12 protein-coding genes and 1 pseudogene are annotated in these 16,025 nt (G+C 70.1%); 6 read left to right on the forward strand and 7 right to left on the reverse strand.

Annotated features, from left to right (window positions below; translation table 11 throughout):
• Positions 1-406: 406 nt before the first annotated feature.
• The 3 genes and pseudogenes from HCJ92_RS01090 to HCJ92_RS01100 all read right to left on the reverse strand — a co-directional run.
• Positions 407-1,669 (reverse strand): annotated as a pseudogene (locus tag HCJ92_RS01090) (MFS transporter); the annotation flags it as partial.
• An 18-nt stretch (positions 1,670-1,687) separates the two neighbouring features.
• A complete protein-coding gene (locus tag HCJ92_RS01095; protein WP_167931446.1) occupies positions 1,688-3,205 on the reverse strand; it encodes a glycosyltransferase family 87 protein in 1,518 nt (505 codons plus the stop codon).
• A 257-nt stretch (positions 3,206-3,462) separates the two neighbouring features.
• The gene (locus HCJ92_RS01100; RefSeq protein WP_167931447.1) at positions 3,463-6,141 is read right to left on the reverse strand and encodes a transglycosylase domain-containing protein; all 2,679 of its coding nucleotides are present in this window, start codon (positions 6,139-6,141) and stop codon (positions 3,463-3,465) included.
• 438 nt (positions 6,142-6,579) lie between these two features.
• On the opposite strand from HCJ92_RS01100, the gene HCJ92_RS01105 reads away from it, so the two are divergent.
• Together HCJ92_RS01105 and HCJ92_RS01110 are read left to right on the forward strand one after the other, a co-directional pair.
• A complete protein-coding gene (locus HCJ92_RS01105; protein WP_167931448.1) occupies positions 6,580-7,302 on the forward strand; it encodes a helix-turn-helix transcriptional regulator in 723 nt (240 codons plus the stop codon).
• Positions 7,303-7,313: 11 nt separating this feature from the next.
• Complete coding sequence (locus tag HCJ92_RS01110) at positions 7,314-8,390, forward strand: inositol-3-phosphate synthase (RefSeq protein ID WP_167931449.1); 1,077 nt, start codon at positions 7,314-7,316, stop codon at positions 8,388-8,390.
• Positions 8,391-8,486: 96 nt separating this feature from the next.
• Here the strand turns inward: HCJ92_RS01110 and HCJ92_RS01115 are convergent, their stop codons facing one another.
• The 3 genes from HCJ92_RS01115 to HCJ92_RS01125 all read right to left on the reverse strand — a co-directional run bounded on the left by HCJ92_RS01115 (position 8,487) and on the right by HCJ92_RS01125 (position 11,417).
• The gene (locus tag HCJ92_RS01115) at positions 8,487-9,518 is read right to left on the reverse strand and encodes an alanine racemase (RefSeq protein WP_167931450.1); all 1,032 of its coding nucleotides are present in this window, start codon (positions 9,516-9,518) and stop codon (positions 8,487-8,489) included.
• A 144-nt stretch (positions 9,519-9,662) separates the two neighbouring features.
• Positions 9,663-10,796 (reverse strand): lipid II:glycine glycyltransferase FemX, encoded by a 1,134-nt coding sequence (locus HCJ92_RS01120; protein ID WP_167931451.1) that lies wholly within the window; start codon positions 10,794-10,796, stop codon positions 9,663-9,665.
• 294 nt (positions 10,797-11,090) lie between these two features.
• Positions 11,091-11,417, reverse strand: coding sequence for a hypothetical protein (locus HCJ92_RS01125; RefSeq protein WP_167931452.1), 327 nt, complete (start codon positions 11,415-11,417; stop codon positions 11,091-11,093).
• 207 nt (positions 11,418-11,624) lie between these two features.
• Here HCJ92_RS01125 and rpsF point away from each other — a divergent pair, with 207 nt between their 5' ends.
• The 4 genes from rpsF (at position 11,625) to rplI (ending at position 13,458) form a co-directional block, all read left to right on the forward strand.
• Positions 11,625-11,915: a 30S ribosomal protein S6 gene (gene rpsF, locus HCJ92_RS01130; protein WP_167931453.1), complete on the forward strand. Its 291-nt coding sequence runs from the start codon at positions 11,625-11,627 to the stop codon at positions 11,913-11,915.
• Between the two features lie 130 nt (positions 11,916-12,045).
• Positions 12,046-12,660, forward strand: coding sequence for a single-stranded DNA-binding protein (locus HCJ92_RS01135; RefSeq protein WP_167931454.1), 615 nt, complete (start codon positions 12,046-12,048; stop codon positions 12,658-12,660).
• Between the two features lie 95 nt (positions 12,661-12,755).
• Positions 12,756-12,992, forward strand: a complete 237-nt coding sequence (gene rpsR / locus HCJ92_RS01140) for a 30S ribosomal protein S18 (protein WP_003978893.1) — start codon at positions 12,756-12,758, stop codon at positions 12,990-12,992.
• Between the two features lie 16 nt (positions 12,993-13,008).
• Positions 13,009-13,458, forward strand: coding sequence for a 50S ribosomal protein L9 (gene rplI / locus HCJ92_RS01145; RefSeq protein WP_167931455.1), 450 nt, complete (start codon positions 13,009-13,011; stop codon positions 13,456-13,458).
• 326 nt (positions 13,459-13,784) lie between these two features.
• On the opposite strand, the gene HCJ92_RS01150 is transcribed toward rplI, so the two are convergent.
• Positions 13,785-15,389, reverse strand: coding sequence for an MATE family efflux transporter (locus HCJ92_RS01150; protein ID WP_167931456.1), 1,605 nt, complete (start codon positions 15,387-15,389; stop codon positions 13,785-13,787).
• Positions 15,390-16,025 lie beyond the last annotated feature (636 nt).

The raw sequence follows: 16,025 nt of genomic DNA on the forward strand, positions 1-16,025 counted from the left end.
CCCCCCCCCCCCCCCCCCCCCCCCCCCCGGTCGTGTCCGTTCCCGCCGCGTGCGGCTGCCGCTGGGCGCAAGCGCCTCGTGGCGGCTGGGGCTCGACTCAGGGGGTCGGGCGCTCCGGCTCAGGATGACGATCGGAAGCGGCGGACCCGGCGGAGCCCGTGGACGGGCCGGGTTCCGGTGGTGTGCCGGCGATACCGCCCGGGGCGGTATCGGTGTCGGCGCCGGTGTGCCGCTCGCTGTCGGTACCGGCCGCCGTGCCTGTCTCTGCACACACCGCGGGTCCGGTGCCGTCCGACGGGGCCGCTTCCCCGCCTGCTTCCTGGCCCCCTCCTTGGGTGTCGCCCCCCGCGCCCGGCTCGGTGCCGTGCACCGTGGGGACGGTCGAGGAGTGGAGCGGATCCAGCCTCCGGTGGAGGCGCCAGACTCCGACGGCGGTCGACAGGTAGAGCAGCGCGACGGTGATCACCAGTGCGGCGGACCGCCCGTCCGGCGGCAGCATCAGGGCGGCGAGCCCGGCGGCGCCGACGAACGCCATGTTGAAGAGCATGTCGTAGAGCGAGAAGACCCGACCTCGGTAGTCGTCCTCGACGCTGGACTGCACCACGGTGTCGGTGACGATCTTGGCGCCTTGGCTGACCAGCCCCAGGAGGAAGGCCGCGATGAGGATCGGCACCGGTCGGAAGGTGAGTCCGAGCGCCGGCACCAGGACGGCCGCAAGCGCGGCGCAGAGGGCGAACCAGCCGAACCGGCCGCAGCGGGCCACCATCCAGGGGGTGCTGACAGCCGCGACGAAGAAACCGGCGCCGGAGAAGCCCACTGCGAGCCCGAGCCAGGCGACGCCGTCGCTGTCGGTGTCACCCCACGCGTACCGCGCCAGCATCAGCACCAGCACCAGGAGGGCGCCGTAGCAGAACCGCATCACGCCGACGCCGAGCAGCGCCAGCGCTGCGGGGCGACGCGACCACAGGTGGGTGAGCCCGTGCCGCAGCCCGGTCGCGGTGGCGGTCAGCGCCGCATGCAGGTTGCTCACCCGCTCGGTGGTCGCCGGGCCGAGGAGGTCGCGTTGCATCAGGAGAGCGGCTGACGCCGCCAGGAGGTAGACGGCGGCTGCGAGGCCGAGTGCGAGTGCGTCGGCCCATCGTCCCGGTGTGTCGATGAGAGCCTGCGCGCCGAAGGCGCAGGCGCCACCCACGGTGGCGGCGACAGTGCCGGCGGTGGGGGACAGGGAGTTGGCGACCACGAGCCGCTGCGCATCCACCACTCGGGGCAGGGCCGCGGAGAGCCCGGCGAGGATGAAGCGGTTCACGGCGGTCACCGAGAGCGCAGCCAGATAGAAGAGGTAGTTGGGAACCGAGGCGAGCACCAGAGTGACGGTCAGCACTACCAGTGCTGCCCGTAGCAGGTTTCCGTAGAGCAGTACCTGCCGTCGCCGCCACCTGTCCAGCATGACGCCGGCGAACGGCCCCAGCAGGGAGTAGGGCAGAAGCAGCACCGCCATCGCGGCGGCGATATCGGCCGGCGTGGTCTGCTGCTCCGGCGAGAAGACCACGTAGGTGGCGAGGCCCACCTGGAACATGCCGTCGGCGAACTGCGACAGTAGTCGCACCGCCAGCAGCTTGCGGAAGTTCGGGAACGCCCAGAGCGTTCGGAAGTCATGGATGACGGTCATCGAGGCAGCAACGAACTCTCATGTTTCACGTGAAACGGCGGCACCGTCCGGCGGGCGTCGGTCGGTGGGTGAAGCGGTGGGTGAAGCGGTGGGTGCGTGCGAAGCCTCGGCGACGGCCTCCGGAAGGGGGTGCCGACGCACCTTCCGCAGGGTGAACCGGTCCATGCTGCCGTCCAGGACCCCTCCGCCCGGGTCGTCGGAGCCGTCCAGTCGCACGATGTCGCGCTCGGGGGAGAGGACGTCGCGGACCACGATGATGCACAGGTAGACCGTGCCGAGCAGGTGCGCCGTGATGGCCAGGTGGTAGCCACCGGGTGGTAGTCCGGGAGCGCCTGCGTTCTCCGCCAGGTAGTACCAGATGCCGAGGAAGTAGATGACCTCGCAGCACTGCCAGATGAGGAAGTCGCGCCACCGAGGCCGCGCGAGGACGGCGAGCGGGATCAACCAGAGCACGTACTGCGGGGAGTAGACCTTGTTGGTGAGGATGAACAGGGCGACGACGAGGAACGCCAGTTGCGCCAACCGCGGACGGCGACGCGCGCTCAGCGCGAGCACTGCCAGCGCGCCGCAGCCTGCCAGCATCAGCAGCGTCGCCAGGTCGTTCACGAGCTCCGAGCTGAGCTGCCACTCCGTGCGGTGGGAAAGGATCAGCCAGAAGGATCCGAAGTCCACCGGTCGTTCCTGGCTGAAGGTGTAGAACTTCGCCCACCCCTCGGTCGCGCCTAGCATGAACGGCAGGTTCACCGCGAGCCAGGCAGCGGTGGCGCCCGTCAGCACGCAGGAGAACGCCCGCCACCGCCCGGCGCGCCAGCACAGGAGGAAGAGGGGGCCGAGCAGGAGCAGTGGGTACAGCTTCGCCGCGGTGGCGAGACCGATCAGAACTCCCGCTGCCAGTGGCCGGCTCCGCGACCACATCAGCATCGCGGCGGCGGTGAGGGCCACCGCGAGCAGGTCCCAGTTGATGGTGGCGGTGAGGGCGAACGCCGGGGCCAGCGCGACCAGCAGCCCGTCCCACGGGCGGTGGGTCTGGGTGCGGGTGACGCAGACCGCGATGACGATCGCGCAGATCAGGAGCAACGCGGCGTTGACGAGCCAGTAGTACTGCGCGGGTCGCTCGACCAGCCCGACGCCAGGCGTGAACCAGGAGGCCAGCTCCATGAACATCCCGGTGAGAACGGGGTACTCCAGATACTCCATGCTCGCCGAGGTCTCCTCGGGGATGCGCTGGAAGTAGGGGATGAGCCCGTCGGCGAAGCCGCGTGCGGTGTACAGGTGGGGGATGTCCGAGTAGCAGGCGTGCGTGTACTGGGTGGCCGCGCCTTCGAACCAGCCGCGGCGGGCGCAGGGCAGCTTCTGTACCAGGCCGAGGGCGAAGGTGCCGATCATCGCGAGGGCGATGATCCGGACGGGTGGCCAGCGATGGCTGCTCCACCCTGCCCTGCGGCCGGTGGGGCCGCCGAGCAGTTCGCTGCCGGCAGCCGCGATCTCGTCCTGTCGGGAGGGCCGTACGACCGGTCGGGGGTCGGGGTGCGCCATGCCCACATCCTGCCGTACGGCTTCGGGGAAGCGGCTGAGGCCACGGTCGGGGTGTACCGACCGTGGCCTCAGCCTGTGTCACTTCGGGTGGGCGTGATGCCCTGTCTGGTAGATCCCGCCTGGCACGCGGTGCCCGGCACGGCATCTCGCCGCGTCGGGCACCGCGCGAGTACGACGGGTACGAGCTGCGATGCTCCGCCGTGCGATCCACCGCACCGGACGCCGCGGGCCCTACCGGCGCGATTCACCGGACAGGACTAGTCCCGCCCGCCGGAGCCTCCGAGGATCCATCCGCCGTCGTCGTCACCCGGATCGGTCGGGTCCTCGGGCATCGAGGGGTCCACCGGGTCGCCCGGGGTGCCGGGGTCCCCTCCGGGGCCGCTCGTGTCCCCACCGGGTCCACCGGGACCGCCCGGTCCACCGGGACCGCCCGGACCACCGGGACCGCCGTCCTGGCCGCCGTCGTCGTTGCAGTTCGGGTCCCAGCGGCGGCAGTCGTCGCTCGGGTCCGGGGAGGGGTCCGGGTCGTCGCTCGGGTCGGGCGTGGGAGTCTCGTCCTCTTCTTCCTCCTCCGGATCGTCGCTCGGCTCCGCGCTCTCCTCTTCCTCCTCCTCCGGGGGGTCCACCGGGGGCGGGGCGGGGCTCTCGGCGCCGCCGCCGTAGACGACCTCGCCGTCGTCGCGCGGATCGGCGAACTCGGTCGCCTCGTCGTCGGCGGTGGCGTCCTTCATGAACTCCACCCATACCTGGGCGGGGAAGCTGCCGCCGGTGACGCCGTTGTCCATGCCGCCGGTGCCCCGCATCGACTGGAAGCCCTGGCCGGAGTCCTCCTGGTCGTAGCGGTACATGCCGACCGCGGTGGAGAGGTGCGGGGTGTAGCCGGCGAACCAGGCGCTCATGTTCTTGTCCGTGGTGCCGGTCTTGGCCGCCGCCGGCTTACCGATCTCCTGGGCCGCAGTGCCGGAGCCACGCTCGACCACACCCGCCAGGACGTCGGTGACGGTGTCGGCGACCGCGGAGTCGAAGGTCCGCTTGACCTGCTTCTCATGGGTGAAGATGTTGCCGTCGCGGCCGTCCACCTTGGTGACGGTGTAGATCTCGGCCTGCTCGCCGTGGGCGGCGAAGGTGGCGTAGCCGTTGGCCATGTTCATGGAGCTGACGGTGGAGACACCCAGCGCGAAGGTCGGGACCGTGTCGTTGTACTCGCCGAGCTGCGACTCCGGCAGGCCGGCGTCGATGGCTGCCTTGCCGACCTCCTTGACCCCGATGTCCATGGAGAGCTGCACGAACGGCGAGTTGGCCGAGACCTCCATCGCCTCACGCAGCGTGATGTCGCCCTGCGACTGGTCCTCGTAGTTCCGCTGGTTCCAGTTGAACGCCTCGCCGTCGTCGTCCTCGCCCTCCCAGACCGTGCCGTCGTAGTTGTTGATCAGCAGGCCGTTCTCGCTGTAGTACTTCGACTCGGCTGAGATCCGGGTGCGGTCCTCCGGGCCCTGGTCCGGCCCCTTGTTGGCGTCCCGAATGCCGTCCCGCAGCGCGGCGGCGAGCACGAACGGCTTGAAGGTCGATCCGACCTGGACGTCCGCACGGGTGGCGTTGTTGATGAAGTGCTCGGTGGCCGACGGACCGCCGTAGACCGCCACCACAGCGCCGTCGCCCGGCTTCACCGCCGAGGAGGTGAACTGGACGTGCTGGTTCTCCTCGCGCTCCTCCGGGTCGAGCTTCTCCAGGACCGAGTTGACGGCGCCCTCCATCATCTCCACCTTGTCCTTCTCGAAGGTGGTGTGGATGGAGAGACCGCCGAGGGCCAGGTCCTCGGGGGTGACGCGCTCCTCGTTGACGAGGTAGGCGTTGGCCATCTCGACCAGGTAGCCGGTCTGCCCCGCGAGGTCCATCGCCGGCGTCGGCCGCTGCGGCATCGGGAACTCGTCGTTCTCGGTGCGCTCGGCCGCCGATGCGTAGCCCAGCTCGACCCTGCGGTTCCAGACGTACTTCCACCGCTCGATGGCGTTGTTGGTGTTCCGCTCGGCGTTGACCTCGCCCTGGGTGCCGCCGGCCGGGTCGTGCAGCTCGGGGCCCTTGAGCAGGCTGGTCATGAAGGCCGACTCGTTGGCGTCGAGGTCGGTCGCGTCCTTGCCGTAGTAGGCCTGGGAAGCGGCCTGGATGCCGTAGGCGCCACGGCCGAAGTAGGCGGTGTTCAGGTAGCCCTCGAGGATGATCTCTTTTCTCTCGCTCTGGCCGACCTTGATGGAGATCATCAGCTCCTTGAACTTACGCTCCAGCGTCTGTTCCTGGCTGAGGTAGTTGTTCTTCACGTACTGCTGGGTGATGGTCGACCCCGACTGGGTCTCGCCGCCGCGCGCCATGTTCACCACGGCGCGGGCGATGCCCATCGGGTCGACGCCGCTGTCGTCCCAGAAGGTGTGGTTCTCGGCGGAGACGACCGATTCCACGAGGTGCTCGGGAAGCTGCTCGAAGCCGATGTTCTGGCGGTTGTCACCGCCGCCGCCGTGCACCACCATGCGGGAGCCGTCGGCCCAGTAGTAGACGTTGGTCTGCTGCTGGGCCGCCTCGTTCGGGTCCGGCTTGCTCACCATGGCGTAGGCGACACCGAAGAGCCCCACGATCATGGCCATGAAGAGCAGCGCGGCACCCAGCAGGTGCCGCCACGAGGGCAGCCAGCGGCGCACGCCCTGCTTGCCGTGGCGCGGGTAGTCGATGAACCGCTTCTTGCCCTCGGGCTCCGGCCGGCGGCGACCGCCCTGTTGGGCGGCCCGCCGTGCCTCCGCGCGGGAGCCGTAGACCGGCTCGCCGGAGCCGGGCGGGGGCCCCGCCTGCCCGTGGCCGGTGGGGCCGGGCGGCGGGGCGGCCCTACGACCGGAAGACCCGGTCGCGCGACGGCCGCGCGACGGCGGCTTGCGACGGTGCTCGCTCATGGATGCAGCTACTCCTCGGACAGACGGAGGCGTCTGAAGGTGGTGGGTACTGCTGGTGGGACTGCTGCCCCCGACAGCCCGGCTCCCGGAACGGTACCGGGTACACCTCACCGTGAAAGAGGACGCCTGTTCTCGCGCCCGGGTTCCCGGTGGTGCTCCGCATCCGCCCAGAGTACGCACCGCCAAAACGCACTAATCCCGGTGAAGTTCGCAAACTTCTTCTTCTCTCCAGGGCAAGGCCGATATGTGACTCCCCTCACGATGATTGATCTTGCCGCCTCCTGGGTACTGCTCTATCGTCCAGATGTATCGACTCGATACATCGAGGCGACGTATCGGCCGTAGCTCGTCCCCGCGCGAGGTACGCAGCGAACACACGACCACGCGTCGGGTGACCGATCGTCGTGGACGGAGAGGGAACGGAGGTGGGCGGCGACCGTGAGCCGGAGATCCGGTGTACTGGAGTTCGCCGTTCTCGGCCTGCTCCGCGAAGCGCCCATGCACGGCTACGAGCTGCGGAAACGGCTCAATACCTCCCTCGGCGTCTTCCGTGCGTTCAGCTACGGCTCGCTGTACCCGTGTCTGAAGACGCTGGTCACCCAGGGGTGGTTGACCGAGGAGCCCGGAGCGGACAGCGACGAGGCGCGTGGCGCGGCCCTGGCCGGCCGCCGAGCGCGCATCGTCTACCGCCTCACCGCGGAGGGCAAGGAGCGGTTCGAGGAACTGCTCGGCCAGACGGGGCCGGACTCCTGGGAGGACGAGCACTTCGGTGTGCGCTTCGCCTTCTTCGGACAGACCAATCGCGACGTGCGCATGCGGGTGCTGGAAGGCCGCCGCAGCCGGTTGGAGGAACGTCTCGACAAGATGCGCGCCTCCCTCTCCCGCACCCGCGAGAAGTTGGACGACTACACCCTCGAGCTCCAGCGCCACGGCATGGAGTCCGTGGAGCGTGAGGTCCGCTGGCTCGACGAGCTGATCGCGAGCGAACGGGAAGGGCACGAGCGCCGTGACCAGCACGGCGCCTCCCCCGCCCCGGTACAGCAGGACGGCCCGTCCCCCGACAGGGACGGCACCCGGCCGGAGCCGCCCGCCGGCGGAACCGGCCATGGCCAAGGCCCCGTGACCACGCGGGAAATCGCCGACAACACTGAGATCAACTAGGGAGCAACCGAATGGGTTCGGTTCGCGTAGCCATCGTCGGCGCGGGCAACTGCGCCGCCTCGCTCGTGCAGGGCGTCGAGTACTACAAGGACGCCGACCCGGACAGCAAGGTCCCGGGTCTCATGCACGTCCAGTTCGGCGACTACCACGTGCGGGACATCGAGTTCGTCGCCGCTCTCGACGTCGACGCCAAGAAGGTCGGCCTGGACCTCGCCGACGCCATCGGTGCCAGCGAGAACAACACGATCAAGATCTGCGACGTGCCGCGCACCGGCGTCACCGTCCAGCGGGGCAACACCCTCGACGGCCTCGGTAAGTACTACCGTGCCACCATCGAGGAGTCCGACGAGGAGCCGGTGGACGTCGTCCAGGTCCTCAAGGACACCCGCGCGGACGTGCTCGTCTGCTACCTGCCCGTCGGTTCCGAGGACGCGGCGAAGTACTACGCCCAGTGCGCCATCGACGCCAAGGTCGCCTTCGTCAACGCCCTCCCGGTCTTCATCGCCGGCACCAAGGAGTGGGCGGACAAGTTCACCGAGGCCGGCGTCCCGATCGTCGGTGACGACATCAAGTCGCAGGTCGGCGCCACCATCACCCACCGGGTCATGGCCAAGCTGTTCGAGGACCGGGGCGTCGTCCTGGACCGCACCATGCAGCTGAACGTCGGCGGCAACATGGACTTCAAGAACATGCTCGAGCGTGAGCGCCTGGAGTCCAAGAAGATCTCCAAGACCCAGGCCGTCACCTCCCAGATCCCCGACCGGGACCTCGGCGAGAACAACGTCCACATCGGCCCCTCCGACTACGTCGCGTGGCTCGACGACCGCAAGTGGGCCTACGTGCGCCTTGAGGGCCGCGCCTTCGGCGACGTGCCGCTGAACCTTGAGTACAAGCTCGAGGTCTGGGACTCCCCCAACTCCGCCGGTGTGATCATCGACGCGCTGCGCGCCGCGAAGATCGCCAAGGACCGCGGTGTGGGCGGCCCCATCCTCTCCGCGTCCTCCTACTTCATGAAGTCGCCGCCGGAGCAGTACTTCGACGACGTCGCCCGTCAGAAGGTCGAGGACTTCATCAACGGCGACGCCTGAAGGTGACGCCGCGCCCCGCGGGAGAGGCCACGACGGCCGCCGTCGTCACGCCCGGTGCCGCCGTTCCCACGGCGCCGACCGGGCGGGTGGTCGTTCTCAGAGATCCACGAGCCGGTCGTACTGCGTGGTGGTGTGCCGCAGGATCGCCGTCATCTCGTCGCCCACCTTCGGCTCCTGCGACTCCGCGGGGACGAAGAGGATCGACACCTGCATGTGCGGCGGCTCCGCGAACCAGCGCTGCTTGCCGTCCCAGGCATAGGGCGACAGGTTCCGGTTCACCGTCGCCAGCCCCGCCCGCGCCACGCCCTTCGCCCGCGAGGTCATGCCGTGCAGCGCCTTCGGCGCTTCCAGCCCCACCCCGTGCGACGTACCGCCCGAGACCACCGCCAGCCAACCGTCCCCGGACGCCTTCTGCTGGCGGTAGCCGAAACGGTCGCCCCGGGTCACCGCGGTGACGTCCAGGACCACGCCCTTGTAGTGCGTCGCGTCGTGGTCACCCAGCCACAGCCGGGTGCCGATGCGGGCCCGGAACCGGGTCTGCGGGAACTGCTGGCGCAACCGGCTCAGCTCGTCGGCGCTGAGGTGGCTGACGAACATGGTGTGCAGCGGCAGCTGCGCGGCCCGGAGTCGGTCCATCCACCCGATGACCTCCTCCACCGCGTCGGTGCCGTCGGCACGGTCCAGCGGCAGGTGGATGGCGAAGCCCTCCAACCGCACGTCGTCCAGCGCGGCGCGCAGCTTCCCCAGGTCCTCCGGGGCCACGCCGTGGCGCTTCATGCTGCTCATGACCTCGACCACGACGCGCGAGCCGACCAGGCCGTACACCCCGTCGACCGACGAGGCGGACCGGATCACGCGGTCCGGCAGCGGCACCGGCTCCTCGCCACGGCGGTACGGGGTCAGCACGAGGATGTCGCCGCTGAACAGCTCCCGCATCGACGCCGCCTCGTAGGCGGTGCCCACGGCGACGATGTCGGAGCCGAGCATGGCCACCTCCTCCGCGAGCCGCTCGTGGCCGAAGCCGTAACCGTTGCCCTTGCAGACGGGCACCAGGCCGGGGAACGCGGCGGCCACCGCGCGCTGGTGCGCCCGCCAGCGGTCGGTATCGACATACAGGGTGAGCGCCATGACCGGGGGACACCTCTCTAGCTTCAGGGTCGTCTGTGGTTGGTGTGGGGGTCACCGCGTGGGGGGCGGTCGGAGATCGGGACGCACGTCGCACGGGGCGGGGCGCGGCCGGGGGCGCCGGCCGGCACCCCCGTCCAGGATGCGTCAGCGGCGCGACATGTAGATGTCGAGCGCCTTGTGCAGCAGCTTGTTCAGCGGGAAGTCCCACTCACCGAGGTACTCCGCGGCCTCGCCACCGGTCCCCACCTTGAACTGGATCAGCCCGAAGAGGTGGTCGGTGTCCTCCAGCGAGTCGCCGATGCCGCGCATGTCGTAGACCTGCGCGCCCATGGCGTGGGCGTCCCGCAGCATCTGCCACTGCATCGCGTTCGAGGGACGCACCTCCCGCTTGTGGTTGGCGGAGGCGCCGTAGGAGTACCAGACGTGGCCACCCACGACCAGCATCGTCGCGGCGGCGACCGCCTCGCCCTCGTGGAGCGCGAAGTACAGCCGCATGCGCGGCTCGTCGCCACGCTGCGCCGTCTCGGCGTTGAGCGCGTTCCACATCTGCTGGAAGTACCCCAGCGGGCGGGGACGGAACTTGTCACGCTCGGCGGTGACCTCGTAGAGCTGCTGCCACTGCGGCAGGTCGTCGTAGCCGCCGCGGACCACCTGGACGCCGGCCTTCTCGGCCTTCTTGATGTTGCGGCGCCACAGCTGGTTGAACTCCTTGTGGACCTGCTCCAGCGTGCGGCCGGCCAGCGGGATCTGGAAGACGTACCGGGGCTGCACGTCGCCGAAGCCGGCGCCCTCGTCCTCGTCCTGCTGCCATCCCATGCGGCGCAGCTTGTCGGAGACTTCGAAGGCGCGGGGCTCCAGGAACGTCGCCTCGACGTCCCGCAACCGCTTGACCTCGGGGTTCTGGATGCCGGCCTTGATGGCCTTGGCGTCCCAGCGGCGGATCACCACGGGCGGGCCCATCTTGACCGAGAACGCGCCCTGGGCCTTGAGGTGCGCCAGCATCGGCTGCAGCCAGTCCTCGAGGTTCGGGGCGTACCAGTTGATCACCGGGCCCTCGGGCATGTAGGCCAGGTAGCGCTTCACCTTCGGCAGCTGGCGGTACAGCACCAGGCCGACGCCGACCAGCTTGCCGTAGGAGTCGTACCAGCCCATCGACTCGTTGCGCCATTCCGACTTCACGTCGGCCCAGGCCGGGACCTGCATGTGGCTGGCGGACGGCAGTGAGCGGATGTACGCCAGATGCTGCTCGCGGCTGATCGTCCTCAGGGTCAGGCTCATTCGGGCGTTCCTCCGGCGGCACGTCGGCGCTCTGGTGATCTCGTCGGTCGGCGGCAGCCTTGCGGGGCTCCCCGCCGGAAGCCTACTGCCGCCCGGAGCGGCGGCTGCTCCTGCCGTGCCAGTCGGGGGAGTTATCCGGTCCGCGCGCGGTCGGCCGAACGGGGCGCACGAGCCTCGTCCGTCCGCCACCGGTGCGTGCGGACAGGGTGGGAGCTGCACGCCGCGCGGTGCGGGACGGCGAGTGGTGCCGCCGGTCCCGCACCGCGCGACGCGGGCGCACCGGCCGGGCGCCGGTCAGCCCAGGAGCCCGCCGAAGGGCCCGCCGTGCGCCACGCCCAGGTAGAAGCCGGTCGCGGCGGCTCCGAGCCCGATCACCGTCACGAACCGTTCCGCGGTGGTGACGGAGATCATCTGGCCGGTCGCACCGGTGACGATGCCGATGAGGCCCGCCCAGGACGCGATCAGGTGGAGGCCGGGGAAGAAGGCGGTGACGAGGGCGACCAGCCCCAGTCCCGCGGTCGTCAGGGCGAGGGCGTTCTCCCTGGGATGGGGGTTGCCGTCGGTGTTGAAGAAGGACAGGGGGGAACCGTGTCCCGCGCGTCCCTGCACTGCCTGAGCCATGGGGCACCTCCAGGCGTGAACCGTCTACCACAGAGTGTGGCGCCTTCTGGGCGGATTTCAACCGGAGCGGGGCACCGGGTAGGCTGGGCCGTCCGTGTCGTGAAGCCGCTCCCACCCCGGTGGGCCCGGAACGCGGCACGGTCACGCATACAACCCTCCTGCCACGGATCGTCCGTGGCCGTTGAGTCCAGAGGAGGTGGGTTCCACATGCGTCACTACGAGGTGATGGTCATCCTCGACCCCGATCTGGAGGAGCGCGCTGTCTCCCCCCTGATCGAGAGCTTCCTTACCGTGGTCCGCGAGGGCAACGGCAAGGTCGAGAAGGTCGACACCTGGGGCCGTCGTCGTCTCTCCTACGAGATCAACAAGAAGCCCGAGGGCATCTACGCCGTGATCGACGTGCAGGCCGAGCCCGCACTGGTCAAGGAACTCGACCGTCAGATGGGCCTGAACGAGTCGGTCCTGCGGACGAAGGTCCTCCGTCCCACCATTCGGTGAGCTCCGCTCCCCGATGACACCGGCCCCCCGCGGGGCCGGGACGGAAACCGGGTAGTCACGTCGGCGGGTGGTGTCAGAGCCACCCGTCATCATCGCAGCACCAGTTAGCACCCGCCGAGAGGTTCCCCCAATGGCAGGCGAGACCGTCATCACGGTCGTCGGCAATCTCGTCGACGACCCCGAGCTGCGCTTCACCCCCTCCGGTGCGGCGGTCGCGAAGTTCCGCGTCGCGTCCACCCCCCGAGTCTTCGACCGGCAGACCAGCGAGTGGCGGGACGGCGAGAGCCTGTTCCTGACCTGCTCGGTCTGGCGTCAGGCCGCGGAGAACGTCGCCGAGTCCCTCACCAAGGGCACCCGTGTGATCGTTCAGGGCCGGCTGAAGCAGCGGTCCTACGAGGACCGGGAAGGCGTCAAGCGCACGGTCTACGAGCTCGACGTCGAGGAGGTCGGCCCCAGCCTTCGCAGCGCCACCACCAAGGTCACCAAGACCTCGGGACGTGGCGGTGGCGGCGGTCAGGGAGGCGGCTTCGGCGGCGGCGGTGGCGGCCAGCAGGGTGGCGGCGGCTGGGGCAACGGCTCCGGCGGCGGTCAGCAGCAGGGTGGCGGCCAGGGCGGTGGCCAGGGCGGCGACCCGTGGGCCACCGGCCCCTCGGGTGGCGGCCAGGGCGGCGGCGGTGGCGGCGGTGGCTGGGGCTCCGGTCCCGGCGGCGACTCCGGTGGCTACTCGGACGAACCCCCCTTCTGAGGCCCGTTCGGCCTCATGCCGGACCGGGGTGACCCGGTCGGTCGGAAGGGAAGCGGGTTCTCCCCACTTCTTGAGCGAATCGAAGGAAAGAGACCATGGCGAAGCCGCCTGCACGCAAGCCGAAGAAGAAGGTCTGCGTGTTCTGCAAGGAGAAGATCTCCTACGTCGACTACAAGGACACGAACCTGCTGCGGAAGTTCATTTCCGACCGTGGCAAGATCCGTGCCCGCCGGGTCACCGGCAACTGCACCCAGCACCAGCGTGACGTCGCCACGGCCGTGAAGAACAGCCGTGAGATGGCGCTGCTGCCCTACACCTCCACCGCGCGCTAAGGAAGGGTGACACAGCATGAAGATCATCCTGACCAGCGAGGTCTCCGGTCTCGGCGCTCCTGGTGACGTCGTCGAGGTGAAGGACGGGTACGCCCGTAACTACCTGCTGCCCCGCAACGTCGCCATCCGGTGGACCAAGGGCGGCGAGAAGGACGTCGAGCAGATCCGTCGCGGTCGTCGCATCCGCGAGATCGCCACGATCGAGCAGGCGAACGACGTCAAGGCGCAGCTCGAAGGCGTCAAGGTCCGTCTGAAGGTGCGTGCCGGCAACGGCGGTCGCCTCTTCGGCTCGGTCACCCCGGCTGACATCGTCACCGCGGTGAAGCAGGCCGGCGGTCCCGAGTTCGACAAGCGTCGCATCGAGCTGGGTCACCCGATCAAGAGCCTGGGTGCGCACCAGATCTCGGTCCGTCTGCACCCCGAGGTCACCGTGAAGGTCGGCCTGGAGGTCAGCGCCGCCAAGTGAGCCGGGCGCGTCCGTTCCGGTGCGTCATCCCCGCGTGACGGGGGTGGTACCCGGTTCGGGTGACTGTCGGCGGCACTCGGTTGACGAGCGCGACCGGCGGTCGGCACGGTGGCGGCGGTGCCGCTCTCGGGCGGCAGACGAGTACTGCGGTACCTCGATGGGCCGCCTCCCGCAGTGCGGGAGGCGGCCCATCGCCGTTCTCGGTCGGCTCCGGCCGGGAACGGCCGGGTTGCCGGTCGCGGTGTCGGTCGGGTTGCCGGTCGGGGTGCCCGGTGCCGGTGCGGTTGCGGTGCCGGTGCGTGCGGCGCTCGGCCGTCGCCGACGGGTCAGCTCCGCACGGAGCCGGTGACCAGCCAGCGTCCGGTGCGGGCGCGGAGCCACAGCGTCACCAGCCGGGTGCCCATCATCAGACCGGCGATGGTCCACCACAGTGCGGCGACGCCGCCGCCGACCACCGGTACCAGCAGGGCGACCGGTGCGAACAGCAGCAGCGTCGTGAGCATGGCCCAGGCGAGGTACGGGCCGTCGCCGGCTCCCATGAGCACACCGTCCAGCACGAAGACCACGCCCGCGATCGGCTGGGTGACGGCGACGATCAGCAGCAGGATCAGCAGTTGGGAGCGGACATCGGGGTCCGTGCTGAAGACCCGCAGCAACAGGGGCGCGGACGCTGCGAGCAGCGCGCCGAGGACCAGGCCGGAGCCGATGCCCCAGCGCACCATGCGGCGGCAGACCCGCCGGGCGGCGTCCGCATCGCCGGCTCCGAGACACCGGCCGATGATGGCCTGCCCTGCGATGGCGATGGCGTCCAGGGCGAACGCCAGGAGACTCCAGATCGTCAGGGCGATCTGGTGGGACGCCACCGAGACGTCCCCCATGCGGGCCGCGACCGCCGTCGCGATGAGCAGTACGGCACGCAGCGACAGGGTGCGCACCAGGAGCGGTGTGCCGGCGCGTGCACAGGCCCGGATGCCGGCGGGGTCGGGGCGCAGCGACGCGCCGTGGTGCCGTGCGCCGCGCACGACCACCCAGAGGTAGACGGCTGCCATGCCGGTCTGGGCGACGACGCTGCCCCAGGCGGAGCCGGCGACGCCCCAGCCGAGGCCGTAGATGAGGAGTGCGTTCAGTCCCGCGTTGGCGCCGAAGCCGCCGACGGCGACGTAGAGCGGGGTCCTGGTGTCCTGCAGGCCGCGGAGCACGCCGGTGGCGGCGAGGACGACCAGCATGGCGGGGATGCCGAGCGCGCTGATCCGGAGGTAGGTCACGCCGTAGGGGGACGCGGTGGCGGAGGCGCCGAACGCGTCGATCAGGGCGGGCGCCGTGGCGAAGACGGTCGCGGCTGTGACGGAGCCGAGAAGCAGAGCGAGCCAGATGCCGTCCATGCCCTGCCGGATGGCGGCGGGCAGGTCGCCGGCGCCGACGCGGCGCGCGACGGCGCCGGTGGTCGCGTAGGCGAGGAAGACGAAGATGTTGACGCCGGTCGCCAGGAGGGCGGCGGCGACTCCGAGTCCGGCGAGTTGGGCGGTTCCCAGATGGCCGATCATCGCGGAGTCGGTGAGGAGGAAGAGCGGTTCGGCGACCAGGGCCCCGAAGGCGGGAACGGCCAGTGCCAGGATCTCGCGGTCGTGGCGCCGTCCCTCGCGGCGGCGCTCTTCGCGGGACGGGTTGGTGCGGGTTCCGCTCGTGGCGGGTGCGGTTGGTCCGTCGCTCTTCGACGGCGCGCCGAGAGGCGGGGTCGCTGCTGACGCGGTCGGCGCTGACGGGGCCGGCGCTGACGGGGCCGGCGCTGACGGGGCCGGCGCGTTGGGCGTCCCGGTCGTGGGGGTGGCGGGGGTCTTCGGGGGCTCCGCAGGGGCGCCGCCGCGGTCGGCCCCGGAGCCGAGGCCTCGGTGTGCCCGGGCGGGGTGGTCGCGGTCGGGGTTGCGGGTCATGGGGTGATCCAAACATCCACAGGTAACCGATGCAATACCCGAGTGATCCTTACGTTGTGCGTCGGTGTGTGTGATGGCCCACGGAGTTGTCAGGGATCTTGTCGAGTTCTGCGAACTTTTTGTCGCGGAGGGGTCGGGGATGACGTAACGGCAGGTCAAGTGAGGTTTCGCAGAGGTGTGCGGAGGTTCTCCACAGTGCTGTCCACGGAACCGTCCACAGGAAACGCCGGGTTGTCCACAGGGTCTGATCAGACATCCACATGGTTGACCTCCAGCCTGTGGATAACCGGGTTGGTGGTACGGGCCGGTAGGCGTAGCGTGGCCCTTCGCCTGTCTCCTCCGGTGCCCCCTTTGTCGGGCCCGCCGACGACTGCGGCAGGCGCCGGGACATCAGGTGTCAGTGCCGTGCCGTAGCAATGAGTTGCGGGGGCCGGCGACGCCGCCTGCCGCCCGGCAACGGCCCGCGTACTGGGCGCGAGCACCGAGTTCAGGAGGAGCGGGGGGCGTGACGGACCTCGACCACACCGGCGGCGCGTGGGACACGGCTGAGGTCTCGCGGCCGCGTCGCGGGCGCGGAAAGAACCGCGACGACGACGGGGGCTACGACGACGTTCCCGACCGCGGCGGGTTCGAGCG

It is taken from the genome of Streptomyces spiramenti (genome assembly GCF_012034385.1).
Lineage (GTDB): Bacteria > Actinomycetota > Actinomycetes > Streptomycetales > Streptomycetaceae > Streptomyces > Streptomyces spiramenti.